We start from the raw sequence: 26951 nt of genomic DNA, 5'->3' as shown, positions 1-26951 counted from the left end.
GCTTGCGCCTCAGGCCGCCTGCGCGCCCATGCGCGCGACCGGCCGGATCGCCACCTCGCTGCCGTCGGCCTCGAGCAGGCACACCTCGCCGTCCTGGATCATCACGGTCAGGCGCAGGCCGCGGCCGTACAGCGCGGTGAGGGCCTGCACCTGGTCCTGCGGCAGGTCCCACACGACGAGGTTGTCGTGGCGGGCCAGCGCCGGTGCGACCTTCTCCCACCACAGCTCGGCGGCGCGGCCGCCGTAGTTGAGCACCACCACCTCGCGGGCGCGGGCGCAGGCCTTGCGCAGGCGCGCCTCGTCCGGCTGGCCGACCTCGATCCAGCGCTCGATGTCGCCGGTGTAGTCGCGCTGCCACAGGTCCGGATCCTCGTCGGTGCTGAGGCCGCGGCCGAACTCCAGGCGCTCGTCGGCATGCATGGCGAAGGCCAGCAGCCGCACCATCAGCCGCTCCTCGGTCTCGGAAGGATGCCGGGCGAGGGTCAGCGGATGGGTCGCGTAGTAATGGCGGTCCATGTCGCTGACCTGCAGCTCGGCACGGACCACGGTGGCCTTCAACGCCATGGGGATTCCTGGGGACGGAGGCCGCGGCCTGGACGGCAGCGCGGCGCGGGAAGCTGCGCATGATACGCGCAGTCGCCCACCCGTTCCCCTCTCCCCCGGTGAGGCGGCATGTCTGCGCGCCACCGGCGCGCATGCCGTCAACCCCTCGTCCCCAGGACGCGGGCGCGAAGCGGGGCCGGGAAGAGGGTCGGCTTCCCGGCTTACGTCTCCCGGATCTGCGTCCTCAGCCCACCGGAACGCCCGCTGTCCCACGCACGTCACCGTGCCGCGCGCAATGCGCGACCGCCCGGGGCTACGCAACCGTCGCTGCGCTCAACCCTCGACAATCCCCGGCGCCAGATCCCGGAACTGCCAGTGGTAGGTATTCGCCGTCACCACCGGCAGCGCGTTGCGGAAGGCCCGCGCGCGCTCCTCGTTGGTGAAGGCTTCCGGGACCGTCCCGGGTGGCGTGTGCTGGATGGACAGGAAGGCAAGCGGACCGAAGCCCGCGACGGTGGAGGCAAGACCGGCCATGTTCTTCATGATGGACACCTCGTGCTGTTCCATTCCCGACGCTTCCCCGCGCGCCACACGGCTTCTGCCGCGGAGGTCCCTTTCCGCCGGCGCGATGCTGCAGCGGTGGCCGTGAAGCGCCAGCGAAGAGCCGCCGCCCCTTCCCCGGTGGCGTCCTCGACCAGCTCAACGCCTGTCGCGGCGCGGACAGGCCATGCGCTGCGTGCGCATTGCTATCCTTTGCGCTCCGCTGGCGCCGCCGGCCGCAGACAAACGCATTCCGATGAGCGATACGCCCCCCGACCGACTGGCCCTGGATCCGCGCAGCCCCTACTACGACGCCGCCATCATCGAGCGCGGCGTGGGCATCCGCTTCAACGGCGAGGAACGCGACAACGTCGAGGAGTATTCGGTCAGCGAAGGCTGGATCCGGGTGCAGGTCGGCCGTTCGCGCGACCGCCGCGGCAACCCGATGACGCTCAAGATCAAGGGCACGGTCGAGCCCTACTTCATCCAGCCGGCCTGACCGGCAGCGCGCGACGCGCCCGCATTGGCGGCGCGCCGCGAACCGTGCCTCACCCCGCGCCGGCAGTACAGCCGGCCATGCGCGCGTCGGCGTACCACAGCGCGCGGCGCGCCATGTCGTAGGCGGTATTGGCCACGTTCGGCAGCATGTGCTCGGCGCGCACCGGGTCGGCCCCACGCGCGAACGCGGTTTCGGCCTTCTGCAGTTCGTCCAGGTGCGCCAGCAGTGGCTGCATCAGCCGGCGCAGGCGGGCGCGGTCGCAGCGCGAATACGCCGTTTCCAGCGCCGCGACCTGTTCGCGGATGCGGCGGCTGGCCTCGCCATCCAGGCCGGGCGCCGGTTCGTAGGGGATCCGCGCGGCCTTGTACGCGTCGCCGGTGGCCTCGCTGCCGAGGTCGGCCACGCGCTCGTGGCGCACCGGGTTGAAACGCACTTCCGGCGACGGCCGCGCCCTGGCGTGCTGGATGTCCTTGCCGAGCAGGAACTCGGCGATCTTGCTCTGGGCGCGGGCGATCTGCTGGTTGATGACCTCGGCCGCATCGCCGTCGCTGACCCAGTCGTCGGCGAATCGGGTGCGGCGCGCGTCCACCGGATTGCGGCGTTCGAGCGGGTTGCGTTTGGGTTCGACGGGTGTGCTGCCGGGCGCGGGCTTCGCTGTGTCCCACTGGTCGGCAACCTGCGCCGGCAGGCGCGGCCGGCCGTCCTCGCCGAACAGCGTGGGCGCGGTCTCGCGCGGTGCGGCGGCCGGCGGCGCGGGTTGCGGCACCTCGGGCCGGGACTGTGGCAACGATGACGGCGGCGAAGCGGGCGCGCGCGCATCCTGCACCGGCGCGGCAGGCAGCCCGGCCTGGGGCGGTGCGGGCAGCGCCGGCTCCGCGTCGCGCGGGGTGAACACCACCCGCAGCCGCGGCGTCTCCTCGACCCGCGGCATGCCGATCGGGACCAGGCCGCTGGCCAGCTTCCACCCCAGCACGAGCAGCAGCAGGCTGCCGCCGGCCGCGACCACGCGGGGCAGCAGTTCGTCGCGCCATGTAGCCTGGGTGGGATCGGGCAAGGGTCGAGGTTGGTGTCCGGGGAAGCCATGCTGACCACGCCGGCGTGGACGAGTTCCCCCGGGCGGCCACGTCGTCCTCACTTCGTTCACGCGGGGCTGTGCCAGCATCGTCCGATCTCCCCGGCCATTGCCCCATGAGCGACGCTTCCTCGACCGCCGGCATCCAGTTCCTGCGTGGCGGCGGGGTGATGGCGGCCCGGATCGCGAACCACGACTGGTCGCGGCATCCGCTCGGCGAGCCGGAGCAGTGGCCTGACGAGCTGAAGACCACGCTGTCGATCATGCTCGGCTCGCGCTTCCCGATGTGCCTGGGCTGGGGCGCGGACCTGCTGCTGTTCTACAACGACCGCTACATGCAGGTGCTCGGCGCCAAGGAGCCGGAGGCGCTCGGCGAGCCGATCCCGCGGGTGTGGTCGGAGCTGTGGGAGGACATCCGCCCGCTGTGCGAATCGGTGATGTCCGGCACCGCCACCTGGGTGGAAGACATGTACCTGCGCATGGAGCGCAACGGGTTCCCCGAGGACACCTGGTGGACCTTCGCCTACAGCCCCGTGCGCGAACCGGACGGGCAGGTGGTGGCGATGCTCAACGTCTGCCACGAGACCACCCGCCGCGTGCTCACCGAGCGCCGCCGCGCCGGCGAGTACGGGCGCCTGGCGCGGATGTTCGAGCAGTCGCCGACCTTCATGGCCCTGCTGCGCGGGCCGGACCACCGCTTCGAGTTCGCCAACAGCAGCTACCGCACCGTGGTCGGCGGCCGCGACGTGGTCGGCCGCACCGTCGCCGAGGCACTGCCGGACGCGGTGGCGCAGGGCTACCTGGAGATCCTCGACCGCGTCTACGCCAGCGGCGTGCCATTCCTGGCCAATGGCGCGGTGTTCATGGAGCAGGCCACGCCGGACGGCCCGGTGCACGAGCGGCACCTGGACTTCGTGTTCCAGCCGATGCTCGACCCGGAAGGCCGGGTCGAAGGCATCTTCGTCACCGGCCTGGATTCCACCGCGCGCACGCGCAGCGAGCAGGCGCTGCGCCGGCTCAACCAGGACCTGGAGCGGCAGGTGGCCGAGCAGGCGCAGGAGCGCTCGCTCACCTGGCAGGTCACCCCCGACCTGCTGGCGGTGCTGGGCGGCGACGGCCTGCTGGTGAAGAGCAACCCGGCCTGGCAGCGCGTGCTGGGCTGGTCGTCGCTGGAGCTGGAGTCGCGCCCGGTGCGCGACCTGGTCCATCCCGACGACATCGCCGCCGTGTCCGAGGCCGGCCGCCGCCTTGCCGAAGGCTTCCCGCTGCTGGGCTTCGAATGCCGCATGCGCACGCGCGACGGCGACTACCGCACGCTGTCGTGGGTGGCCACGCCGGAAGGCGGCAAGTACTACTGCAGCGCGCGCGACGTGACCGACATCAACGCCGCGGTGCGCGCGCTGGCCGATTCGCAGGCGCAGCTGCGCAGCCTGTTCGAGAGCAGCTACCAGCTGCAGGGCCGCTGCGCGCTGGACGGCACCCTGCAGGACACCAACCGCACAGCGCTGGACGCGATCGGCGTGCGCCTGCAGGACGTGATCGGCCTGCCGATCTGGAACACGCCGTGGTTCACCGCCACCCCGGGCATGTCCGAATGGGTGCGCGAGGCCTTCATGCGCGCGCTGGCCGGCGAGGCGGTGCGCGAGGAGATCACGGTCAACCTGCCGGTGGGGCGGCGCTCGTTCGACCTGTCGCTGCGCCCGCTGTACGACGCCTCCGGCGCGATCAGCGCGGTGATCCCCGAGGCGCTGGACATCACCGGCCGCCTGGCCACCGAGGAAGCGCTGCGCCAGTCGCAGAAGCTGGAGGCGATGGGCCAGCTCACCGGCGGCGTGGCCCACGACTTCAACAACCTGCTGACCCCGATCATGGCCGCGCTGGAACTGGCCGAGGATCCGTCCGCCTCGCCGGAACGGCGCGGCCGCACCCTGGCGGTGGCGCGGCAGTCGGCCGATCGCGCCGCGACCCTGGTCCAGCGCCTGCTCGCCTTCGCCCGCCGCCAGCCGCTGCAGGCGGTGGAGGTGGACGTGGCGATCCTGCTCGACGGACTGGGCCAGTTGCTGCGCAGCAGCTTCGACCCGCGCATCCGCACCATCATCGAGGTCGAGCCGGACCTGCCACGCGCCCATGCCGACGGCAACCAGCTGGAGATGGCCCTGCTCAACCTCGGCGTGAACGCGCGCGACGCGATGCCCGAGGGCGGCATCCTCACGCTGTCGGCACGCCGTGAGGACGTAGGCTCCGGCCAGGATCCGGCCCTGTCCCCTGGCCGCTACGTCGTCGTCGTGGTGAAGGACACCGGCGTGGGCATGGACGCCGCGACCCGCGAACGCTCCATCGAGCCGTTCTTCACCACCAAGGGCATCGGCAAGGGTACCGGCCTGGGCCTGTCGATGGCCCATGGCCTGGCCTCCCAGCTGGGGGGTCGCCTGCGGATCGACAGCGCCCCGGGAGCCGGCACCACCATGGAGCTGTGGCTGCCGGCTGCGGACCGGACCCCGACGCAGGCACAATGACCGGGAACGAAGGCGGAGGCGTCATGGGCTCCATCCAAAAACCGAACCCTTCCGTCGCCCTGGTCGTGGACGACGAACCCGGCGTGCGCATGTGCACCGCCGACGTGCTGGTGGACATGGGATTCGAGGTCGTCGAAGCCGGCTCGGCCGAGGAGGCGCTGCGCGCGCTCGATGGCGGGCTGGTCCCCGACCTGCTGATCACCGACCACCTGATGCCCGGCATGTCCGGCTCGGAACTGGCGCGCGAAGTCCGCGTGCGCTTCCCGCAGGCCGCGGTGATCGTGGTCTCCGGCTACAGCAACATGGAACTGGACCCGGGCCTGCTCCTGCTCGGCAAGCCGTTCCGGCTGAAGGACCTGCGCGACTGCGTCAACTCCGCCACCGCCCACCCCGCACTCTAAGCGCCCTCCCTGTAGAGCGGGGCTTGCCCCGCTCTACAGGAAGCAGGGCGTCGCCCTTGTAGAGTCGGGCCCGCCCGAGGAAGCAGAGCGCCGTGCCTGTCGGGGCGCAACGACGGCGACAGCGGAGCGCTTGGCCACCCCACGGGCGACCAGGCAGTGCCGGCCTTACTCGGCGGTCAGGTCGACCACGTCGAACGGGGTGACCGGATCGACGTCGGCGTCGTAGTCCACGTCGGTGCGCTCGAAGCCGAACAGCTTCAGGAAATCGTGCTTGTAGCTGGCGTAGTCGGTGACCTCGAACAGGTTTTCGGTGGTCACCGTCGGCCACAGCTCGCGGCAGGCCTGCTGCACATCGTCACGCAGTTCGCGGTCGTCCAGGCGCAGGCGGTTGGACTCGTCCAGCGGCGGCGGCTCGGCGCTGTAGAGGTGCTCGCGGAAGGTGCGCTCCAGCTGCTCGATCGGGCCTTCGTGCAGGCCCTTCTCCTTCATGATCCGGTAGACGATGGCGATGTACAGCGGCATCACCGGGATCGCGGCGCTGGCCTGGGTCACCACCGACTTGAGCACGGCGACGTTCGCCGAACCGCCGGTGGGCTTGAGCTTCGCATCGATGGCGTGGGCGGCGCGGTCCAGGTCTTCCTTGGCCTTGCCCAGCGCGCCGTGCCAGTAGATCGGCCAGGTGATCTCGGTGCCGATGTAGCTGAAGGCCACCGTCTTCGCGTCGGGCGCCAGCACCCCGGCCTTCGACAGCGCGTCCATCCACAGCTCCCAGTCCTCGCCACCCATCACCCGGATGGTGTCGGCGATTTCCTGCTCGGTGGCCGGCTCGACCGTGGCCTCGATGACCTGGTCGCGGTTGGTGTCCACCGCGGTAGACCTGTAGGCCTGGCCGATCGGCTTGAGCGCCGAGCGCTTCAACTCGCCGGTATCCGGCAGGCGGCGCACCGGCGAGGCCAGCGAATACACGACCAGGTCGATCGGGCCGCCCATCTCGCCGATCAGCTCGATGGCCTTGGCGCGGACCTCGTCGGAGAAGGCGTCGCCGTTGATCGAGCGGCTCCACAGCCCCGCTTCCTTGGCGTAGCGGTCGAAGGCGGCGGAGTTGTACCAGCCGGCGTTGCCGGTCTTCTTCCCGGTGCCCGGCTTCTCGAAGAACACGCCCAGGGTGGCGGCGCCGTAGCCGAAGGCGGCGGTGATGCGCGCGGCCAGGCCGTAGCCGGTCGAGGCGCCGATCACCAGCACGCGCTTGGGACCCTCGCCGCGGGCGCCCTGCGCCTGCACGTAGCGGATCTGGTCCTGCACGTTCTTCGCGCAGCCCACGGGGTGGGCGGTGGTGCAGATGAAGCCTCGGACTTTCGGATGGATGACCACGCGTGACTCTCTCGGAAGCGGATGGAGGCGCGGGCGCGGGGGCGCACGCGGAGCGGCACAGTCTAAGTGCTGCGGCCGCAAAGCGACCCTCCCGGGGCGTATGGTCAGCGTGGTGGCGGGCGCGACCCGCCGGCGCGGTATCCGCGCGGCGTCAGGCCGCGGCGGCGCAGGCCTGGCGACGCGCGAGGGTGCGCGAGGCCCACAGCCACAGGCCGATGCCGGCCAGCGCGGTGGCCGCGCCCACCGGGCCGGTCGAGGTCCAGCCCCAGCCGGCGGTGATCGCCAGGCCGCCCAGCCACGGGCCCAGCGCGTTGGCCGCGTTGAAGGCGGCGTGGTGCGAGGCGGCGGCCAGGGTCTGCGCCTCGCCGGCCACGTCCATCAGGTGCGACTGCAGGATCGTGCCCAGCCCGCCCATCATGCCGACGCACACCGTGGCCAGCAGCAGGCTCCACGGCTGCCGCGCGGCCAGCGGGAACAGCACCAGCATCAGCGCCGCCCAGCCCAGCACCACCAGTGCGGCGCGGAACTGCAGGCGGTCGAACAGCCAGCCGCCGAGCATGTTGCCGATCACCCCGCCCAGGCCGAAGCCGGCCAGGCCCAGCGGGATCCACGCCGGGGCCACGCCGGTGACCTCGACCATGGTCGGGGCCAGGTAACTGAACACGCAGAACATGCCGGAGAAGCCGATCGCGCCGATCAGCAGCGCCTGCCACACCGGCAGGCGGTTGAAGGCACGCAGTTCGACCCGCGGGCTGCCGCCCGGCGCCGGCGGCGCCAGCCGCGACGGCAGCGCCAGCGCGATCAGGGCCACGGTCAGCAGCGAGATCACCGCCACCGCCGCGTAGGCCCAGCGCCAGCTGGCCAGCTGCCCGACCCATGTCGCCAGCGGCGTGCCGAGCAGGATCGCCAGGGTCAGGCCGAGCATGGTCAGGCTGACCGCGCGGCCGCGCGCTTCCGGCGGGCTGATCGCCACCGCGGTCAGCGCCGACACGCCGAAGTAGGCGCCATGCGGCAGCCCGGCGATGAAGCGGAACAGCATCAGGCTGTGGTAGTCCGGGCCCAGCGCGCTGGCCAGGTTGCCGAGGGCGTAGAAGCCCATCAGCCCCAGCAGCAGGGCCTTGCGCGACAGGCCGTTGCCGAGGATCGCCAGCAGCGGCGCGCCGACCACCACGCCCAGCGCGTAGGCGCTGATCAGGTGGCCGACCTGGGGCTCGCTCACGCCCAGCTCGGCGACCATGTTCGGCATCAGCCCCATGCCGGCGAACTCGCTGGTGCCGATGCCGAAGCCGCCGAGGGTCAGCGCGGTCAGGATCAGGGCGTAACGGCCGCGGCCGATCGTGGGAACGGCGACGGCCGCCGGGTCGGCGGGCGGGGGCGTGGCAGGCATGCCGGGAATTATGCTGCGTCGCAACATCCGGGTACAGTCCGAACGCCGGGATGCCGGCGTCCCGTTCATGCAACGTCGGCCAGGACCGGTCGATTCCCGGCCCGCTGGGCCGTCGCCAGGACAGGCAGCGCGGACACGGAGGCGGGCATGGGCAGGCTGATCGTCGAGCAGATCACCAGCGTGGACGGCTATGCCGCCGACGCCGAGGGCGGCATCGGCTTTTTCATCGACGCCAGCGCGGTCAACGCCGCCGACCAGGAGCAGCTGCACATGCTCGGGACGGTCGGCGCGATCGTGCTGGGCGCACGCACCTACCGGATGTTCGCCGACTACTGGCCGGGCGCCGACCCGGCACGGGAGCCGGTCGCCGGGCCGATCGCGCGCCTGCCCAAGTACGTGGTGTCCTCGACCCTGGCCGAGGCGGCCTGGGGACCGGACCAGTCCGCCACGCTGCTGCGCGGCGACGGCGTGGCCGCGGTGCGGGCGCTGCGCGGCCAGGTCGACGGCGACCTGATCGTGTGGGGCAGCCTGACCCTGGCCGATGCCCTGCTGCAGGCCGGCGAGGTCGACGTGCTGCGCCTGCGCATCGTGCCGGTGCTGATCGGCCGCGGCCGCTCCTTCGCCCCGCCGGAGCTGGGCGAACGGCCGCTGGCGTTGCGCAGTGCCCGGCAGTTCGAGGGTGGCCTGGTGGTGCTGGAGTACGCCACGCGCGCCTGAACGCGCCGCCCTGCCCTGCACCGCCGGCAGCCCGATGCAGCCCCCCGCACGACGCGCCCTTCCGCTTGATCCGGATCAACGAAGCGCGCTGTTGGCGGGGCGAAGATCAGCCCATGGCGGTACGACCGCCGTCATGGAGACGTGCCATGGACATCTCTGCCATGAGCCTGGGCCATGCCGCCCTGCTGTTCGTGCTGCCGGCCAGCCTGGTCGGCGCGGGCAAGCTGGTCGGGCACCGCGGCGAAGGCATAGAACGCGGCTGGATCGCGATCCTGTTCATCGCCCTGTGCGCCGGCGTGGCGCTGGAGGCGGTGCTGGGCAAGCTGGCGATCTGACGCTGACGGCGGCTACTCGTACAGCCGCTGGCAGTGCTCGCAGTAGAACGCGCGCCGCTTCGCCTGGCCCAGGTGCTTGCGGTAGCTCAGGCGGTGGCCGTCGCGCGGGCAGATCGTGCGGGTATGCACCTGGTAGTGCTTGCGCAGCACGTAGGCCTTCTTCCAGCGCAGAAATCGAAGCTGTACTCGCGCGCCTGGGTCACCAGCTCGCCGAGCTTGCGCGGCGACAGCGCGCCGATCCGGCTCTCCGGGTGCAGGCGGATCCGGTGCAGCACCTCGTTCTTGATGATGTTGCCGACGCCGGCGAACACGTCCTGGTCCAGCAGCGCGTCGGCGGCCAGCGTATCGGGCCGGGCGCGCAGCTTGCGGCGCGCGGCGGCCGGGTCCCAGGCGTCGTTCATCACGTCGGCGGTCCAGTCGTAGACCTCGTCCAGCGGTTCCTCGATGAAGCGCACCGAGCAGGCGTAGAAGTTCAGCTCGCCGCCGCCGGTGAAATCCAGGCCCAGCCGTTCCGGCGCAGGCTTGCGCTCGTCGATGCGGTAACGGCCGAACAGCATGAAGTGGATGCGCACGCTGAAGCCGTCGAACTCCACCAGGAAGTGCTTGCCCCAGCTGCGCAGCGCGCGCAGGCGCTGGCCTTCGATGCGCTGGATCGGCTCGCGGCTGTTGCCGCGCACGGCCACGACCTTGCGTCCCACGAAGCCGTCGGCTTCTTCCTTGAGGATGACGATGGAGGGACCTTCGGGCACGCCGGCAGTATCGGCAGCGCCGCGGTGACGGCCCCGTCAAACACTGCGGCCCGCCTGTGGCGACGCGCGCGTCCGCGACGGCGTGCCACACTTCCACCCCGCCGGCAGCGCGCCGGCCGTTGACGCCCCGATGAACTACCTCGCCCACCTCCTCCTCGCCGGTCCCGATCCTGAAGCCATGCTCGGCGCGCTGATGGGCGACTTCGTGTTCGGGCGCGCGGCGCTGGCGGAGTACAGCGCGGTGGAGCGGCGCGAGATCCTCGTCCACCGCCAGGTCGACCGTTATACCGACTCGCATCCGCGCGTGGTCGCCGCGCGCGGCCTGTTCACCGAAGGCCTGCGCCGCTACGCCGGCATCGCCCTGGACGTGTTCTACGACCACTGCCTGGCGCGCGACTGGGCGCGCTACAGCGACGAGCCGCTGGACGCGTTCACCTCGCGCTTCTACCGCTACCTGCTGGCGCGGCTCGACGACCTGCCGCCGCGGCTGCGGGCGATCGCCCCGCGCATCGCTTCGCACGACTGGCTGGGCTCGTACCGCGATCGCGCCAGCGTCGACCTGGCGGTGACCCGCATCGCCACGCGCCTGTCGCGCAATGGCGACCGCCTGGTCGCCTGCCTGGACGACCTGCGCACGCACGAGGCGGCGATCGCCGAAGGCTTCGACGCGTTCTTCCCGCAACTGCGGGGCTACACGGTGCGGGCGCGGGCATTGCTGCAGGGCGGCTGAAAGCCGCCCGCCCGGTTGCCGCGGGCGGGCGGTGGCGTTGCCGCAACCATCGCGCGCCCCTTGCGAGGATCGGCGCGATCCATCGTCACGGAGGCCTCCATGCATCCGCGCCCGCACCGCTGGCTGACCGGCCTGCTGCTCGCCCTCGCCTGCCTGGTTCCGTCCGCCCACGCCACGCCACCGGCGAACGCCGTGCCGCTCGCCGCTGCCGCGCGGCAGCCGGCCGAGCCGCCGGAGCCCGGACAGGAATGGCCACGGCTGTTCGCCGCCGTGCAGGAGGCCTGGCTGTTCGAGGACCAGAAGTTCTTCGCCGACGCAGTGCCGCGCAGCGACCCGGCGCAACTGGAAGCGGCCTTCCTCGCCGCACGCACGCAACCGGGCTTCGACCTGCGCCGTTTCGTCGAGCGCAACTTCCTGCTGCCGTCGGAACTGGCGCCCACGCCGGTACGACAGGACCTGCCGCTGCGCGCGCACATCGAGGCGCTGTGGCCGCTGCTGACCCGGCGCAGCCCGGAGCCGGCGCCGCACGACAGCCTGCTGCCGCTGCCGCACGCCTACGTGGTCCCGGGCGGACGCTTCCGCGAGGTCTACTACTGGGATTCGTACTTCACCATGCTCGGCCTGGCGCGCAGCGGGCAGGACCGGCTGTCGCGGCAGATGCTGGACAACTTCGCCCACCTCATCGAGCGCTGGGGCCATATCCCCAACGGCAACCGCAGCTACTACCTGGGCCGCTCGCAGCCGCCGTTCTTCTCGCACATGGTCGAGCTGGAGGCGCGCGCCGATCCGACCGTGCCGGCGCGCTACCTGGCGCAGCTGCGCCGCGAGCATGCGTTCTGGATGGACGGCGAGGACGGTCTGGCGCCCGGCGACGCGCACCGCCGCGTGGCGCGCCTGGCCGATGGCAGCCTGCTCAACCGCTACTGGGACGACCATCCTGGCCCGCGCCCGGAATCCTTCGCCCAGGACCGCGCGACCGCGGCCAAGGCCTCGCGGCCGGCGCAGGAGGTCTACCGCGAGCTGCGCGCCGGCGCGGAAAGCGGCTGGGACTATTCCAGCCGCTGGCTGGACGATCCGATGCGGCTGGAAACGCTGCGCGTCACCGGCACGGTGCCGGTCGACCTCAACAGCCTGCTGCATCACCTGGAAGCGACGATCGCCGCCGCCTGCACGCAGGCCGGCGATGCCGACTGCGCGCGCGAGTTCGAAGCGCGTGCGCAGGCCCGTGCGCAGGCGATCGAACGCCATCTCTGGCATGCGGACGGCTTCTACGCCGACCTCGACCTGCGCACGGGCAAGCCGCGCGCGCAGCTCACCGCCGCCGCGCTGTTCCCGCTGCACGCCGGCATCGCCGCGCCGGAGCGGGCGCGCCGCACCGCCGCTTCGGTGCGCGCGCAGCTGCTGCAGCCCGGCGGCCTGGTCACCACCTCCGTCGACAGCGGCCAGCAGTGGGATGCGCCCAACGTGTGGGCGCCGCTGCAGTGGATCGCGGTGGACGGCCTGCGCCGCTACGGCGAGGATGCGCTGGCGCGCGACATCGCCGCCGCCTTCCTTGGCAACGTGCAGGCGCTGTTCGCGCGCGAACACAAGCTGGTGGAGAAGTACGACGCCGACGGCGCGCTGCAGGGCGGTGGCGGCGGCGAGTACCCGCTGCAGGACGGCTTCGGCTGGACCAATGGCGTGGTGCTGCAGCTGCTGGCGCTCTACCCGGACCTGGAGCAGGCTGCGCCGATGTCGAATCCGGCGCCTACCGGCCGTCGACGTGCAGAGTCCCCGTCCGAGTGAACCCGATGGCCCTCGCGCTCTACGCCCACCCGTTCTCCTCCTACTGCCAGAAGGTGCTCGTCGCCCTGTACGAGAACGGCACGCCGTTCGAGTTCCGCAACCTCGAGGACGGCGAGCACGGCCGCCAGCTGGAGGCGCTGTGGCCGATGAAGCGCTTCCCGGTGCTGGTCGATGGCGAGCGCACCGTGCTGGAGGCCAGCACCATCATCGAGTACCTGCAGCTGCGCCATCCCGGTCCGGTGGCGCTGCTGCCGGCCGATCCGCTGCGGGCGGTGGAAGTACGCATGCTCGACCGCTTCTTCGACAACTACGTGTCCACGCCGCAGCAGAAGGTGGTGTTCGACGCGCTGCGCGGCGAAGGCGACCACGACGCGTACGGCGTGGCCGAGGCGCGGCGCATGCTGGAGACCAGCTACGCCTGGCTGGAGCGGCACCTGGGCGACGGCCGCACCTGGGCCGCCGGCGAGGACTTCAGCCTGGCCGACTGCGGCGCGGCGCCGTTCCTGTTCTACGCCGACTGGACCCACCCGATCCCGCCGGAGCACGAGCGCCTGCACGCGTACCGCGCGCGGCTGCTGGCGCGGCCGTCCTTCGCGCGCGCGGTCGACGAGGCGCGACCGTTCCGGGGGTATTTCCCGCTGGGCGCACCGGATCGCGACTGAGGAAAAGCAGCAACGGCAGCCCAGTGCGGCATCCCTGCGGGGCCGTACTGCTGCGCCGCAACGGGGCCGCGGCGGCGGGCGATGTTAGCGTTAACACTCCGCCCCAGGGGACCCTCGATGAACCGCCCGCTCCGTCCTTCCCGTCGCGCCGCTTCCGCCCTCCTGTTCGCGCTGCTGCCGCTGGCCGGCATGGCCACCGCCACCGGCCCGCGCCTCAACGAAGCCGGCTACTTCAGTACCCGCGGCCTGGACGTGCTGGCGTTCAACAACACCTACGACGGCAACTTCAGCGATTCGAAGATCGCCGGCGTGGAGTTCATCCACCACGGCGTGCGCACCGCCACCAATGGCGACGTGCGCCTGTCGCCCACGCCCGAGCAGTGGGATCCGGTGGCGACCCTGGTCGAGCGCAGCGTCGACGCGGCCAGCGGCACGGTCAGCGCGCGCATGCGCTACGACATGCACGACTTCGAGTACACGGTGCGCCTGGTCCCGCAGGGCGAAGGCCTGCGCGTGCAGGTGCTGCTCGACCGGCCGCTGCCGGCCGCGCTGGAAGGCAAGGCCGGCTTCAACTTGGAGTTCCTGCCCTCGGCCTACTTCGGCAAGGCCTGGCTGCTGGACGGCGCCAGCGGCCAGTTGCCGCTGTATCCGGCCGGGCCCAGCGGCCGCGCCGCCGACGGCTCGACCCTGCGCCTGCCGCTGGCCCGCGGCCACGCGCTGACCCTGGCCCCGGAAGACCCGCAGCGCCGGGTGCGCATCGAATCGCCCGGTGCCGAGCTGGGCCTGTACGACGGCCGCAACCAGGCGCAGAACGGCTGGTACGTGGTGCGCTCGCTGCTGCCGGCAGGCAGGTCCGGCCCGGTGCTGGAGTGGACGCTGTCGGCCAGCACCGTCCCGGGCTGGACCCGGCCGACGGTGATCGGCCACTCGCAGGTCGGCTACCACCCGGCGCAGCGCAAGGTCGCCGTGCTCGAACGCGACCGCAACGCGCCGGCGCCGACCCGCGCGCGCCTGCTGCGCGTGGATGCGGACGGCAGCAGCCGCGAGGTCGCCGCTGCCACGCCGGAGCGCTGGGGCCAGTACCTGCGCTACGACTACTGGACCTTCGACTTCTCCGGCGTGCGCGCACCGGGCCTGTACCGGATCGAGGCCGATGGCCAGCGCACCGCCACCTTCCGCATCGCCGAGGACGCCTACGCCACCGCCTGGCACCCGACCCTGGACGTGTTCTTCCCGGTGCAGATGGACCACGTCTCGGTGAACGAGGCCTACCGCGTCTGGCATGGCCGTTCGCACATGGACGATGCGCGCCAGGTCGAACCGGGCAAGGAGCACTTCGACCTGTACGGCCAGGGTCCGGAGCTGGATTCGCCGTTCCAGCCCGGCGAGCACATCCCCGGCCTGGCGATCGGCGGCTGGTTCGACGCCGGCGACTTCGACCTGCGCACCCAGACCCACTACTCGACGGTGATGGCCCTGGTCGACACCTGGGAGCTGGCGAAGCCGCTGCGCGACGAGACCACGGTCGACCAGAAGCGCGGCCACGTGGAAATCCACCAGCCCGACGGCGTGCCGGACCTGCTGCAGCAGATCGAGCACGGCACGCTGATGCTGATCGCCCAGCACCGCGTGTTCGGCCACGCCATCCCCGGCATCGTCGAACCGGACCTGGGCCAGTACACCCACCTGGGCGACGCGGTAACCAAGACCGACGGCAAGGTCGACGACCCCAACGATCCGGATTCGCCGCGCGACGACCGCCTCGCCTTCACCACCGCCACCACCGCGCTCAACTACGGCTCGGCCGCCGGCCTGGCCGCGGCCAGCCGCGCCCTGCGCGGCTACAACGACGCGCTGGCCGGGGAAAGCCTGGCGACCGCGAAGAAGGTCTGGGAGTTCGAGCAGGGCCGCGAGCCCAACCTGTTCCGCGTCGGCAACACCACCGGCGGCGACCCGCAGGACGAGCAGCTGCGCGCGGCGGTGCAGCTGCTGCTGGCCACCGGCGATGCGAAGTACGCCGAGGCCATCGCCGCGCTGTGGCCGGCGATCGACGCGCGCTTCGGCTTCAACGCCGCGTCGGTCGTGCGCGTGCTGCCACGGATGGACGAGGCGTTCCGGGCGAAGTTCCGCGAGCGTGCGGTCCGGCTGAAGCAGGAAGTGGCGCCGATGCTGGCCGAGAACCCGTACGGCGTGCCGATCACCCGCGGCGGCTGGGCCGGCAACAGCGCCGTGGTCGGCATGGCCACCAGCAACTACTGGCTGCACAAGACCTATCCCGACCTGTTCGACATGGAGCAGACGCTGCAGGCGCTGAACTACCTCTACGGCACCCACCCGGACACCAACCTGTCGTTCGTCTCGGCGGTGGGCGCGCAGTCCAAGCAGGTCGCCTACGGCAACAACCGCGCCGACTTCAGCTTCATCGCCGGCGGCGTGGTCCCGGGCGTGCTGGTGCTCAAGCCCGACTTCCCGGAGAACAAGGAAGACTGGCCGTTCCTGTGGGGCGAGAACGAGTACGTGATCGACCTGGCCGCGCGCTACCTGTTCCTGGTGCATGCGGCGCAGGACCTGCTGCAGGCGCAGGGCGCGGCGGCGAAGGACTGAGCCGCTCGAGGCGGTGCCCGGCCGGCACCGCCTCCTTGCGCACCCGGCAGCCGCTGACGCGACGCCTGGCGCGCGCGCTCAGGCCACCCGGCGGTCCGCGTCCTCTGGGCGCTGGAACACCACCCGCTGCGGGCGGTGCAGGAAGAAGCCCTGGCCGTAATCCACGCCGAGGTCGCGCAGCACCGACAGGGTGTGCTCGCCGTCCACCCACTCGGCCACGACCACCAGGCCGCGCTGGTGGCCGATCTGCGCCACCGCGTTGACGATCGCGCGGCTCATCGGGTCGCTGCCCAGGTCGCGGACGAAGCTGCCGTCGATCTTGATCACGTCCACCGGCAGGTTCTTCAGGTAGCAGAACGAGGACATGCCGGCGCCGAAGTCGTCCAGGGCGATGCGGCAGCCGACCGCGCGCAGCCGCTCGATCACCGGCACCACCTTCTGCAGGTTGCGCACCGCCACCGTCTCGGTGATCTCGAAGCACAGGCATTCGGCAGGCACGCCGTGCTCGGCGATGGTGTCGAGGATGAAATCGGCCAGGCCCTCGTCCTCGATGCTGGCGCCGGACAGGTTGATCGCGCAGGTGCTCAGGTCGCCGCCGCTCGGATGCAGGCGCTTGAAGTTGGCCAGCGCGGTGCGGATCACCCAGCGGTCCACCGCCGGCATCAGCCCGTAACGCTCGGCCGCCGGCAGGAAGGCGCCGGGCATGACCACGCCGCCGTCCTCCTCGCGCAGGCGCAGCAGCACTTCCAGGTGCACCGGCGCGGTGCCGTCCGGCGACAGCGGCAGCACCTCCTGGTAGTCCAGCAGCAGGCGGTCCTGCTCCAGCGCCCAGCGCAGGCGGTTGACCCATTCCATCTCGCTGTGGCGGCGGCTGGTGTCCTCGTCCTCGCGGTACCAGCACACGCGGTTGCGGCCGGCCTCCTTGGCCAGGTAGCAGGCCGCGTCGGCCCAGGCCAGCAGGTCCTTCAGCGTGCAGCCCTCGCGGTCGATCATGACCATGCCGATGCTGGCGCTGACCGTGTAGGTGCGGCCCTGCCAGACGAAGGTCACGCCCTCCACGCAGCGGCGCAGCTCCTCGGCCAGGGCCTGCGCCTCGCTGGCGTCGACGTCGAAGGCGATCAGGCCGAACTCGTCGCCGCCCAGCCGCGCCAGCAGGTCGCCCGGCCGCAGCTGCCGGCGCATCGCGTGGGCCAGCTGCACCAGCAGCTGGTCGCCGGCCATGTGCCCGGAGACGTCGTTGATGACCTTGAACTGGTCCAGGTCGATGTACAGCAGGACGAACGGCATCGTCGCCATGTGCCCGACGCGCGAGTCCAGGGCCAGCTGCAGGCGCCGCTCGAACTCGCGGCGGTTGCACAGGTCGGTGAGGCCGTCGTGCGCGGCCTGGTAGCGCAGGCGCTCGGTCAGCCGGCGCTGCTCGCTGGTGTCGGTGGCGACCATCAGCAGGTGCGCCTTGCCGTCGACCTCGACCCGCGCCAGCGACGCGCTGGCCCAGAACATCCCGCCGTCGGCGCGTACCACCAGCGCCTCCTGGCTGGCCCAGCTGCCGCCGCTGCCGGCCTCGGCCATCGCCTGCCCGACCAGCAGCGGGTCGGCGAACAGGGATACCAGCGGCGCGTCGACGATCGCCCCCAGGTGCTCGCGCGCGGCCTGGTTGGCGTAGACGATGCGGCCCTCGCCGTCGGCCAGCAGCACCAGCGCCGGCAGCAGTTCGTTGAGCACGCGGAAGCGCGCCTCGCTCTCGCTGAAGCGCGCCGACATGCGCCTGCCCAGCTCCAGCGCGCGCCGCTGCGTGTTCGACACCGACAGCGCCAGCAATGCCAGCAGCACGCTGATCACGGTGCCGGCCACGGCCACCAGCACGGTGCGCCCGCTGGACATGGCCGAGCTGCGTGGCCACAGGCGCATTTCCCAGGTGCGGCCGCCGAAGGACACTTCGCGCAGCTCCACCGGCGCATCCGCCGGCGGCTCGCCGGTGGCGAACACGGTCGACTGCCCCGGTGCCGCGTCGACGTCGCGGATATGCAGGTGCATGTAGTCGAGGATGCGGCCGCGGAGCGCGTGCTGCAGCAGCGGCTCCAGGCGCACGCTCACCGCCAGCGCGCCGAGCTCGCGGGCGCGGCGCGCGTCCACGCTGTCCGGACGCGGCCCGCGCGAGTACACCGGCAGGCGCAGGGTGACGCCCATGGCCTGCGCCTCCGACGCGTCCTCGAACTGCAGCAGCGGGAACGGCGCCGACATCGCCGGCGCGTCGGTGTCGCGGGCGCGGTACAACGCGGCCAGGTTCAGCGGCTGGGTGCCGATGTCGATGCCGCGCAGCCTCTCGTTGCCGGCCAGCGGCGCCACGTAGGCGTAGCGGTACACCGCGCGGCCGCGCGCGGCCGCGTCGGCCTGGCGGTCGGCGTAGGCGATGGTGACGAAGCCGGGCACCTGCTCGTCCGCGCGCAGGTTCTCCTGGTACTGCAGGAACAGGTCCTGGTCCAGGCGGTCGTTGGACAGGAACACGGTCTGCATCGCGCGCAGGATGTGCGCGGTCGACTGCAGCGGCTCGATCGCCCGGGCCGGCGCGGCATCTGCCAGCGAGCGGTGCAGCGAATCGGCGGCGGTGCGCGCCTGGCGCCACTCGCGGCGGGCCAGCTCGGCGGTGACCAGCAGGCCGATCACCAGCAGCACCAGCGCCCACGAGCGCGAGGCCAACAGCGAGCGCGGGCCATCGCTGGCACGCGCGCCGGGCATCGACCGCTTGTTGTGTGGCACTGGCATGGACTTCCTCGATCCTGCCTGCCCGATGGCGCGGCCTGCAGTGGCGGCGGCGCCCCCCTTGTCGTCGCCCTGCAGCCTCGCTGCAGCGGCGGCGGCCCGGTAATCCTACCTGCCCCGGAGCCTGTTTTGGCTGTCATCCGTGCCATGCGCCGCCCGATGGAGGCCCGGGACCGGCGGCCGTGCGACGAAAGTCGCGGGCCGGCACCGCATCGGTTCCGTGGAATGCGAACGCAGCCACGCAAGGAAAGCGGTCGCGTTGCAAGGGCATTGGCGCGGGGCTCTAATGGCCGCTGCACCCGGGGAGGATGCGGCATGCGGGCAGGATGGGGATGGGTCATGGGGCTGGCCCTGGCGGGTATCGCGCCGGGGCCGGCTTCCGCCGCTGGCGATGCGCCGGCCACGCAGGAGAGCCAGCACCACGGGCCTTCGCAGTTCGCGCTGCAGATGCGCAGCGTATGGATCCTCGTCGAACAGGCCGAGTACGCCGAGGCCTCGCGCCTGCTTGCGGAGGCGATGGCCCAGCCGCAGTTCGCCTCCGCCGCGCCGGACGAACGCCGCGCAGCGCTTTCCCTGGCCGGCGCGCTGGCGATCACCCTGGAAGACATGGCGACCGCGCGCGGGTACTACCTGCAGGCGGTGGACGCGGCCCCCGGACACGCGGAGGACTGGTACTGGCTGCTCCTGCTGGAGGCCGACATGGGCATGCTGGAAGAAGCCGCCGGCCACCTGGCCTCCTTCGCCCGGCGCTGGCCGGCGCTGCTGGACGGCACGGAGGCGGACTTCGGGGAATTGGACGCGCCGCTCTTCGGGCAGCTGGTCTATGGACTGGACAAGGACGCACCCGTCCGGCTCGAGCTGCTGCAGGCCCTGTTCGATTCCGGCTGGGACTGGAACGGCCGCGGCGCCGATGAACTGTGGCGCGAGCTTGCGCTGCTGCACCTGCGCCGCGGGGACGAAGCGGCCACGCGCGCCACGCTGCAGCGGATGCGCTCGCCGGACGTACTGGTCGCGCTGCGCAGCGATGCGCGCTTCGATGCGCTGGTCGACCGCGACGATCCCCGCTTCGACGTCGCCCGCGCCAACGCTGCGCGGATCGCGACGCTGCGCGGGCTGGCGGATGCGCGGCCACGCGACCTCGGGCTGCGGGTGGCGCTGGGCTACGCGCTGCTGGCCGGGGGCGAGAACGCTGAGATGCTGCGCCTGGCCGACGCGGTCCTCGCGCCGCGGGCCATGCCCGGCCCGGAGCCGTTCGATTACATGGACGAACTGCCGTGGATCATCAACCTGCGCGGCATCGCCCTGCGCCGGCTGGGGCGGATCGACGAGGCGCTGGCACAGTTCGTCCGGGCGGCCGGCTACCAGGGCGTGGACCCGCCCGACATCAGCCACGCACTGAACCTGGGCGACTTCCACTGCGGGCTGGGCAACGCCGCCGCAGCCATCGATGCCATCGCCGCGGCCGACCACATGAGCGACTACGGGCGCATGGTCCAGGCCGGCATCCAGCATTGCGCCGCCTGGCTGCAGGGCGACCGCGACGGCGCCCGCGTGGCCCTGGACTACCTCCGGGAACACCGCAACGACGGCCCGGAGATGTGGGTGCGGGCACTGGTCCGCGAGGACCGCATGGACGAAGCGCGCGACGGCCTGCTGGAAATGCTGGCCTCCGACGACCGCCGCGACAAGGCGCTGGAACTGCTCCAGCAGTACCGCAAGGTCGCGCCGCTGCCCGGCGCGGTCGAGGTCGAGGCACGCTGGGATGCGCTGCTGACGCTGCCCGAAGTGCTGGAAGCCGCCAGCCGCGTGGGCCGCGTCGAGCGTTACGGGCTCTACCGGAGCACCGGTATCTGACGGGCACGCGATGCACCGGGCCACGCCGACGCCGTGGCTCGGGTACGATGCCCGCCCTTCGCCGCGCATCATCGACCTCGTGCCCCGCTACACCGGCCCCCTGCTTACCCGCGACACCGCCACCGCCCTGCTGCAAGCCCGCCAGCGCGGCGATACGGCGTGGCGCGGTTCGCTGGACCTGGGCCGCCGCGAGGGCGAGGCACGGCTCGGCGCGGAGCGCTGGCAGTGGAACGGCGCCGACTGGCCGTATCCGGAAACGCCCAGGGACCGCACCATCTACTGGTTCGACGGCGACGACTGGGCGCCGGTCTCGCGCTACGCCGGCTCGCTGATCAAGCTGGTGCCGAGCGAATGGAACGTGCCGACCTTCGAGATCGACGGCATCAAGATGCTGCCGACCTCGAAGGAATCGCCGCTGGACGACGCGCGGCGCAAGGTCGCGCTGGTGCAGCCGCGTGGCAAGGTGGTGCTCGATACCTGCGGCGGCCTCGGTTATTTCGCCGCCTGCTGCCTCGACGCCGGCGTGGCCCGGATCGATTCGTTCGAGAAGAACGAAAGCGTGCTGTGGCTGCGCGACATCAACCCGTGGTCGCCGGATCCCGAGGCCAGTGGCGGCCGCCTGCAGCTGCGCCACGGCGATGTGTCGCAGGCGATCGCCACCCTGCCCGATGCCGCGTATGACGCGCTGCTGCACGATCCGCCGCGCTTCGGCATCGCCGGCGAGCTGTACTCGCAGGCGTTCTACGACCAGCTGGCGCGCGTGCTGCGCCGTGGCGGCCGCCTGTTCCACTACACCGGCGCGCCCAACCGCCTGACCAGCGGCCGCGATGTGCCGCGCGAGGTCGCGCGCCGCCTGGAGAAAGCCGGCTTCAAGGCGGAACTGGCGCTGGACGGGGTGCTGGCCACGCGCCGCTGATACCCCGCTCCATCCCGCCACCCTTCCGCGTCCTGTAGAGCGGGGCTTGCCCCGCTGCTTGCGCGGTTGGCCTCGTGGTTCTGGAGGCAGAGCAGCGGGGCAAGCCCCGCTCTACAAGGCGCGCGCGCGGGCACGCCGGGCGACACTGCCTCGCACCGGCCGCCCCCTCGTGCTGGCGGATGCCATGGGCCCTCCGCGCCGCCGCGCTGGAAGGCCGCGCTCACCTTCGATGGGCGACGGCGACCTTGATCTCGACCGGCATCGGCGTGGCGCACTCGTCGCAGGCGTCGTTGATGTCCACGATCAGCCTGGCCGTCGTCTTCGGCTTGGGCTTGGGCACGACCGGGCCGCTCAGCGCGAAGCCGTTGATGTCCACGTCGACGTCGAGGTAGACGCCCTCGCCCAGGGCGATGGAAATGCGCTGTTCCCCGGTGGTGGTGATGGTCATGATGGTTCTCCTGGTGGTGGTCCCGCGGCTGCGGGTAGGGCCGCCGGCGGGTGCGCGGCGGGGTCACGCGGCGCCACCAGGCCCGTCCGCCGGAACACGGGCTGGGTGGCGATGCGCGATTCGGGAATGCCGGCCCTGCGCGCGTCCTGCAGCGCGCGCAAGGCGTCCTCATGCAGGCCGAGCACGGTCAGCGACAGCGCGTTGTAGATGGCGACCTCGCCCGGCTCGTGGCCCAGCGCGCGGGCCTGCTGGCCCAGGCGCAGCGCGGCTTCGCGTTCGCCCAGCTGCGCGCGGTACCAGCCCAGCACGGCCAGCGCCTTGGCGTCATCGGCCCTGGCGTCGACGTAGCGCTGCGCCAGGGCGGCGGCCTGCGCGTACAGCCCGCGGGCCTGCGCCGCGGTCGCCGGATCGGCGTCCAGCGCGTCGCCGATGAAGCCGACGTAGAAGAAATCGCCGGGATTGAGCTCGCTGGCGCGCCGGTACAGTTCCGCGGCGCCGGCGTAGTCGCCCTTCTGGAAGCGCAGCGTGCCGAGGTTGCTCAGCGCCGGCTCGTTCGGCTCCAGCTCCAGCGAACGGCGCAGCGCCGTTTCGGCGGCATTGTCGTCGCCGGCGCTCAGCAGCAGGCCGCCGTAGATGCTCCAGTACCAGGCGTCGTCCGGGCGCAGCGATACCGCGGTGCGGTAGGAGGCGATCGCCTGCGGATAGTGGCCGAGGCGGTACTGCTGGTAGCCCAGCTCGGCGTGCACCTGGGCGTTGCCGGGGCTGGCCAGCAGCGCCTGGCGGAAGTCGTGCATGGCCTCGTCCTCGCGGCCCAGGTCGACGTGGACCTGGGCGCGGCCGACCAGCGCCTGCCAGCGCAGCGCCGGGTCGTCGAGCAGCGCGTCGTAGTACTTCAACGCCTTCTCCGCCTCGCCCTGCGCGCGCGCCAGGTCGCCCAGCGCCAGCTTCACCTCGCCCAGCGAGCCGTCCATGTTCATCGCCCGCAGGCAGGCCAGGCGCGCCGATTCGAAGGCATCGGGATTGTGGTTGGACTCGAAGTTCCAGGTCTCCATCCGGCACAGCTTGGCCTGCGCGAGGGCGAAGCCGGCATCGGCTTCCAGCGCCTTGCGGAACTGCGCTTCGGCCTGGCCGCGGGCGTCCTCGCCGCGCGGGTTCACCAGCTGCTTGAGGCCGACCAGGTAGGCGCCGAAGGCGGCCGCGTCGCGGGTCGGGGCCAGCCGCCGCCGCAGGCTCTCGCGTTCCTCCGGCAGCACGTCCAGCAGGGCGTCGACCACCGCGTTGGCGATGTCGGTCTGGGTATCGAAGATGGTGTCGGCGTCGCCGTCGTAGTTGCGCGACCACAGCGTGTAGCCGCTGCGCGTGTCGGACAGGCGGGCGCTGATGCGCAGGCGCTGGCCGTCGCGGCGCACGCTGGCGTCAAGCACGGTGGCCACGCCCAGCAGCTGGCCCAGGCCGCGCACGTCCTGGCTGCGGTCGATCGCCTCCGGTGGCCGCCACGCCGCCACGGTCAGGCCGTGCACGCCGGACAGCGCGTTGAGCAGTTCCACCGACAGGCCTTCGGCGAAATAGCGGTCGTCGCGGTCGTCGCTGAGCGTGGTGAACGGCAGCACCGCGATCGAGGCCTCGTGCACGGCCGGCGGCCGGTCCTGGCTGCGCCAGAACCAGGCGACCGCGCCGAACACGAGGGCGACGAGCAGGCCCCAGACCCAGCCGGGGCGGGAACGGTCCGGCAGCCGGGGCGCGTCTGCGGATGCGACGGGGGGAGCGGCGACGATGACGACCGGATCCTGGGCCTGGGCCTGTGCCTGTGCGGGCGCCGGGGCCGGCGGCGAAGGCGGGGTTGGGGGCGCCGCCGTCCCGTCCTGCGCACCCGCGTCGGTGACCATAGCCGGGGCTGCGGGAGATGGCGGTTCGGGCTCCAGGTCCGCTTCCACGTATTCAGCCGCCGCGGGCGCCGCCTCCGGCTCCAGCACGCCGATGAAGCAGTAGCCCAGCGCGTGCCGGGTCAGGATGTAGCGCGGCTGCTGCGGGTCGTCACCGAGGGCGGCGCGCAGCTGGGCGATGGCGCGGGTCAGCACCCCGGGGGTGACGTGGCGGTGGCCCCAGACCTGGTCCAGCAGCTCGTCCCGGCCCAGCAGTTCGCCCGGGCGGCGCAGCAGCGCCACCAGCACGGCGAAGGCCTTCGGCTCCAGCGCCACGGCCTGGCCGTCGCGCAGCACCGTGTGCGCGGCGACGTCGACCACGATGCCGTCGAAGCGGTAGCGCGTGGCCGCCGTACCGGCGCCCGGGGGCCGGTCTTCGGGCTTCATCACCACTTCCTCATGGTTGCCTCACGGCTTCGGCGAATACGCATGGAAGGCTCGCAGCGCCCTCATGACCCGTTTCTGCGGCCCGGGGAAGCTGGCCCTGCGCCGGCAACTGCCGCGCCACACCCCCTCTGGAGACGATCGATGAACGCTGTGATGACTACCCGCCACCTGGTCCAGCCGCTGCCTTCCGTCCTGGACGCCCCCCCGGCCTTCGCCCTGCCGCACCGCCGCAAGGCCATCGGCCACTTCCGCCCGGCCAGCGCCGACCTGGAACGCTTCAACCAGCTGTTGGCCCGCCTGGGCCGGAGCCGCCCGCTGGTCTTCGACCAGCTGGCCACGGCCGCCCGCCAGCTGTCCTCCGGTACGGACGAGCCCGCTCCCGGATGCATCGCTGAACGGATTTCCTGGATGGAAACGGTCGCCGGCATGGTCGCCGACCAGGCCTGGACGGTCGCCGCCGGGGTCACCGAGTGCGCCCGCCTGGTCGCCGGCTACGCCCGCGACGACCACGACCTGATCCCGGACTGGATCCCGCAGCTCGGCCGCCTGGACGACGCCATCGTGGTCGACACCGCCTGGCCGACCCTGCGCCAGGAGGTGACCTGCTACCGCGATTTCCTGCGCCTGCGCACGCTGGAGGCGAACCTGCGCGGCTGCGACCCGGCCGAGCTGCCGTTCGACCGCGCCGCGTGGGAAGCGGCCCGCAAGGCCGAGGCCGCCCTGAATGCGCACCGCCGCCGCGTCCGCGAGTCCAGCTACGTGCCGGCGCCGGCGCCCATGTTCCGGATCCACTGAAGCGCGCCGGCCCCACGTCCGGGCAACCTTCGATACCGCCCCTCCGGGGGCGGTTTTTTTTCAGCCCGGCGAAGCCGCCATGCGCTCGCGGTAGCGCTCCAGCTGGGCCAGCGCCATGCCGGCGTCGCCGACCACCAGCGGCGCCGGCACGGCCAGCATCAGGTTCAGCGGCAGGCCGAACTCCTCGATGCTCCAGCCGTGCACGTCGAGCACGCCGTCGGGACCGATCGCGTGCGGATGGCGCCGGCGGATGCGCGCGGCGAAGGTGCCGCCGTCGGGGATGTAGCCGAACACCGGCTTGCCGCGCGCCACCGCGTAGCCGACCTCGAAGCAGGTGCCGCTGTCAGGCTCGGGTCCGCGGAAGAAGTCGAGGTTGGCCAGGACCGCGTCGGCGCGTTCGATCAGGCCGATGTTGGCGCGGTAGATCCACTTCGCCTGCTCGACCGGATCGGTGACGTGCCCCGGCACGTCCTGGTCCAGCGGGAACAGGCCTTCGAAGCCGTGGCGCGCGCACAGCGCCTTCAGTTCCGCGCCGCGCTCGCGCGCATCGGGGCGGAACACGTCCGGACCGGCCAGGTAGAGGGAACGGATCATGCCTGCCGGCGACGATACAGCCGTTGCAAGTGCATGGCGACGCGTCGTCCCCACCGAAGGGGAGGTGCCGGACGACGCGCCGCCGTGCCCCTGGAGAGTCAGTCCTCGAAGTGCCGGTAGACCAGCACGGGGATGTCGGAGTGGGTCAGCACCTTGGCGGTCACGCTGCCGAGCACCAGCGCCTTGACGCCGCGGCGGCCGTGCGAGGCCATCGCGATCAGGTCGCAGCCGGCCTGCCTGGCGGCGCTGATGATCGCCTCGTGCGGATCCTCGGCCACGGTGGACGCGGTGTCGTAGGCCACGCCGGCCGCTTCGGCCTTCGCGCCGGCGGCGGCGAGGCGGCGTGCCGCTTCCTCGCGCGCGTGCCTGTCGTACGCGTCGCGGGTTTCGGCCACCTGTTCGGGGGCGTAGGCGATGACATGGAAGGGCTCAACCACGGTGAACAGGGTCACGCGTGCGCCGGTGGCCCTGGCGAACTCGAGCGCCTGGTCGATGGCGTGGTCGGACAGCTTCGAACCGTCGGTGGGAACCAGCAGATGCTTGTACATGTCAGTGCTCCGCCTGCGGGGTGGAGACGATTGTTCCGGGGCGGCCGGCGGCGGGCATTGATCGGGATCAAGTGGCGGCGCCTGCCGACGAAAGTCGCAATGCGCCGGCGTATGAATACGGCCTCGTCGCACACGTCGCCATGACGGCCACCGGTGGACCATCGAGGCATGAACAGCCGAGCCGACATCGATGCCGAACTGGCGCGCCTGGAAAAGCGCCTGCCCGAACTGATCGCCCGGCACCCGGAGGGCGAAGACGTGCTGCGCGCGTTCTCGGCCGAGGCCGAGAGCCTCACCCGCAACCTCCCGGCCGAGCACGAGGCCTACGCCAACGGCCGCCTCAACTGTATGCTCGCCTCGGCGGGACTGATCCCCGGCGAGACGGAGGGCGAACCCTGCGCGCGCAGCGGCACCACCACCGGGCCGGAGGATCCGGATCCGCCGGCCGGAGAACGCAAGTGACCAACCGCAACGCGCGCCGCCCGCTGCGGATCATGGGCGCGATCATCCTGGGGATCTTCCTGCTGGGTGGGGCGCTGGTGTGGGTGTTCAGGATGACGGGGGCGACGCACTGAGGGTGCGCATTCGTAGTTCGTAGCCCGGGTAAGCGGAGCGCACCCGGGGGATTGGGCCGGCTGGGCGACCAAAGCCAGAGCAAGCCTCCTGCGAAGGCCCAGGAGCAAAAGCTTTCGCCAGCCGCTTCGCGGCTTGGGCGAGTCACTTTTTCTTTGCTTCTGCGAAGAAGCGCTTCTCAGCAGCCGAATGGCTGATCAAAGTAACCAAAAAGAAAGCAGCCCCGGTCGCGAACCGGCCGGC

Annotated in this window: 23 protein-coding genes and 1 pseudogene; 13 read left to right on the top strand and 11 right to left on the bottom strand. The window is 72.0% G+C overall.

Going from position 1 to position 26951, the window contains the following annotated elements:
* Nucleotides 1-9: 9 nt before the first annotated feature.
* A complete protein-coding gene (locus M503_RS0113295) occupies nucleotides 10-564 on the bottom strand; it encodes a YaeQ family protein (RefSeq protein ID WP_028919794.1) in 555 nt (184 codons plus the stop codon).
* A 312-nt stretch (nucleotides 565-876) separates the two neighbouring features.
* Nucleotides 877-1110, bottom strand: coding sequence for a hypothetical protein (locus M503_RS0113290; RefSeq protein ID WP_028919793.1), 234 nt, complete (start codon nucleotides 1108-1110; stop codon nucleotides 877-879).
* Nucleotides 1111-1339: 229 nt separating this feature from the next.
* Here M503_RS0113290 and M503_RS0113285 point away from each other — a divergent pair, with 229 nt between their 5' ends.
* The gene (locus tag M503_RS0113285; protein ID WP_024870168.1) at nucleotides 1340-1582 is read left to right on the top strand and encodes a DUF3297 family protein; all 243 of its coding nucleotides are present in this window, start codon (nucleotides 1340-1342) and stop codon (nucleotides 1580-1582) included.
* Between the two features lie 49 nt (nucleotides 1583-1631).
* Here M503_RS0113285 and M503_RS0113280 read toward each other — a convergent pair whose 3' ends face one another.
* Entirely contained in the window at nucleotides 1632-2636 is a 1005-nt protein-coding gene (locus tag M503_RS0113280) for a hypothetical protein (RefSeq protein WP_037061457.1), read from the bottom strand.
* A gap of 134 nt (nucleotides 2637-2770) precedes the next feature.
* On the opposite strand from M503_RS0113280, the gene M503_RS16915 reads away from it, so the two are divergent.
* Both M503_RS16915 and M503_RS16910 read left to right on the top strand, forming a co-directional pair.
* The gene (locus tag M503_RS16915; protein WP_028919791.1) at nucleotides 2771-5170 is read left to right on the top strand and encodes a PAS domain-containing protein; all 2400 of its coding nucleotides are present in this window, start codon (nucleotides 2771-2773) and stop codon (nucleotides 5168-5170) included.
* A 23-nt stretch (nucleotides 5171-5193) separates the two neighbouring features.
* Nucleotides 5194-5571: a response regulator gene (locus M503_RS16910; RefSeq protein WP_028919790.1), complete on the top strand. Its 378-nt coding sequence runs from the start codon at nucleotides 5194-5196 to the stop codon at nucleotides 5569-5571.
* 165 nt (nucleotides 5572-5736) lie between these two features.
* On the opposite strand, the gene fabV is transcribed toward M503_RS16910, so the two are convergent.
* On the bottom strand, nucleotides 5737-6942 hold the full coding sequence (gene fabV, locus M503_RS0113265; RefSeq protein ID WP_028919789.1) for an enoyl-ACP reductase FabV: 1206 nt from the start codon (nucleotides 6940-6942) through the stop codon (nucleotides 5737-5739).
* Between the two features lie 151 nt (nucleotides 6943-7093).
* A complete protein-coding gene (locus M503_RS0113260) occupies nucleotides 7094-8329 on the bottom strand; it encodes an MFS transporter (protein WP_051414624.1) in 1236 nt (411 codons plus the stop codon).
* 147 nt (nucleotides 8330-8476) lie between these two features.
* Between M503_RS0113260 and M503_RS0113255 the strand changes: the two genes are divergently transcribed.
* A complete protein-coding gene (locus M503_RS0113255; protein ID WP_028919787.1) occupies nucleotides 8477-9046 on the top strand; it encodes a dihydrofolate reductase family protein in 570 nt (189 codons plus the stop codon).
* A gap of 146 nt (nucleotides 9047-9192) precedes the next feature.
* Nucleotides 9193-9381 carry a hypothetical protein gene (locus tag M503_RS0113250; protein ID WP_028919786.1) on the top strand — a complete coding sequence of 63 codons (189 nt, stop codon included), beginning with the start codon at nucleotides 9193-9195 and terminating at the stop codon, nucleotides 9379-9381.
* Nucleotides 9382-9393: 12 nt separating this feature from the next.
* Here the strand turns inward: M503_RS0113250 and M503_RS16525 are convergent.
* Nucleotides 9394-10130 (bottom strand): annotated as a pseudogene (locus tag M503_RS16525) (DNA-formamidopyrimidine glycosylase family protein).
* Nucleotides 10131-10260: 130 nt separating this feature from the next.
* Here M503_RS16525 and M503_RS0113240 point away from each other — a divergent pair.
* From M503_RS0113240 to M503_RS16520, 4 genes are all read left to right on the top strand, one after another.
* Nucleotides 10261-10860, top strand: coding sequence for an ACP phosphodiesterase (locus M503_RS0113240; RefSeq protein ID WP_028919785.1), 600 nt, complete (start codon nucleotides 10261-10263; stop codon nucleotides 10858-10860).
* Nucleotides 10861-10959: 99 nt separating this feature from the next.
* Entirely contained in the window at nucleotides 10960-12645 is a 1686-nt protein-coding gene (gene treA / locus M503_RS0113235) for an alpha,alpha-trehalase TreA (protein WP_028919784.1), read from the top strand.
* A 5-nt stretch (nucleotides 12646-12650) separates the two neighbouring features.
* Nucleotides 12651-13307, top strand: a complete 657-nt coding sequence (locus M503_RS0113230) for a glutathione S-transferase family protein (RefSeq protein ID WP_028919783.1) — start codon at nucleotides 12651-12653, stop codon at nucleotides 13305-13307.
* Nucleotides 13308-13424: 117 nt separating this feature from the next.
* Nucleotides 13425-15911: a glycoside hydrolase family 9 protein gene (locus M503_RS16520; protein WP_037061455.1), complete on the top strand. Its 2487-nt coding sequence runs from the start codon at nucleotides 13425-13427 to the stop codon at nucleotides 15909-15911.
* Between the two features lie 78 nt (nucleotides 15912-15989).
* On the opposite strand, the gene M503_RS0113220 is transcribed toward M503_RS16520, so the two are convergent.
* Entirely contained in the window at nucleotides 15990-18674 is a 2685-nt protein-coding gene (locus tag M503_RS0113220; protein WP_081721051.1) for a bifunctional diguanylate cyclase/phosphodiesterase, read from the bottom strand.
* Nucleotides 18675-19010: 336 nt separating this feature from the next.
* Here M503_RS0113220 and M503_RS0113215 point away from each other — a divergent pair, with 336 nt between their 5' ends.
* Entirely contained in the window at nucleotides 19011-20525 is a 1515-nt protein-coding gene (locus M503_RS0113215; RefSeq protein ID WP_028919781.1) for a hypothetical protein, read from the top strand.
* A 79-nt stretch (nucleotides 20526-20604) separates the two neighbouring features.
* On the top strand, nucleotides 20605-21441 hold the full coding sequence (locus M503_RS0113210) for a class I SAM-dependent methyltransferase (RefSeq protein WP_028928309.1): 837 nt from the start codon (nucleotides 20605-20607) through the stop codon (nucleotides 21439-21441).
* A 220-nt stretch (nucleotides 21442-21661) separates the two neighbouring features.
* On the opposite strand, the gene M503_RS0113205 is transcribed toward M503_RS0113210, so the two are convergent.
* A complete protein-coding gene (locus M503_RS0113205) occupies nucleotides 21662-21889 on the bottom strand; it encodes a hypothetical protein (RefSeq protein ID WP_024870284.1) in 228 nt (75 codons plus the stop codon).
* Nucleotides 21886-24198, bottom strand: a complete 2313-nt coding sequence (locus M503_RS0113200) for a tetratricopeptide repeat protein (protein WP_028919779.1) — start codon at nucleotides 24196-24198, stop codon at nucleotides 21886-21888. Before M503_RS0113200 ends, M503_RS0113205 begins: the two co-directional genes overlap by 4 nt.
* Nucleotides 24199-24339: 141 nt before the next feature.
* On the opposite strand from M503_RS0113200, the gene M503_RS16905 reads away from it, so the two are divergent.
* Nucleotides 24340-24993, top strand: a complete 654-nt coding sequence (locus M503_RS16905; RefSeq protein WP_155952073.1) for a YkvA family protein — start codon at nucleotides 24340-24342, stop codon at nucleotides 24991-24993.
* 60 nt (nucleotides 24994-25053) lie between these two features.
* Here M503_RS16905 and M503_RS0113190 read toward each other — a convergent pair whose 3' ends face one another.
* Together M503_RS0113190 and M503_RS0113185 are read right to left on the bottom strand one after the other, a co-directional pair.
* On the bottom strand, nucleotides 25054-25587 hold the full coding sequence (locus M503_RS0113190; protein WP_028919778.1) for a nucleoside 2-deoxyribosyltransferase: 534 nt from the start codon (nucleotides 25585-25587) through the stop codon (nucleotides 25054-25056).
* Between the two features lie 98 nt (nucleotides 25588-25685).
* Entirely contained in the window at nucleotides 25686-26135 is a 450-nt protein-coding gene (locus M503_RS0113185; protein ID WP_028919777.1) for a universal stress protein, read from the bottom strand.
* A gap of 168 nt (nucleotides 26136-26303) precedes the next feature.
* Here M503_RS0113185 and M503_RS0113180 point away from each other — a divergent pair, with 168 nt between their 5' ends.
* Nucleotides 26304-26597: a hypothetical protein gene (locus M503_RS0113180; protein WP_028919776.1), complete on the top strand. Its 294-nt coding sequence runs from the start codon at nucleotides 26304-26306 to the stop codon at nucleotides 26595-26597.
* Nucleotides 26598-26951: the final 354 nt, after the last annotated feature.

It is taken from the genome of Pseudoxanthomonas suwonensis J47 (assembly GCF_000513955.1).
Taxonomy (GTDB): Bacteria; Pseudomonadota; Gammaproteobacteria; order Xanthomonadales; family Xanthomonadaceae; genus Pseudoxanthomonas; species Pseudoxanthomonas suwonensis_C.
This window is presented reverse-complemented; position numbering and strand designations above follow the sequence as displayed.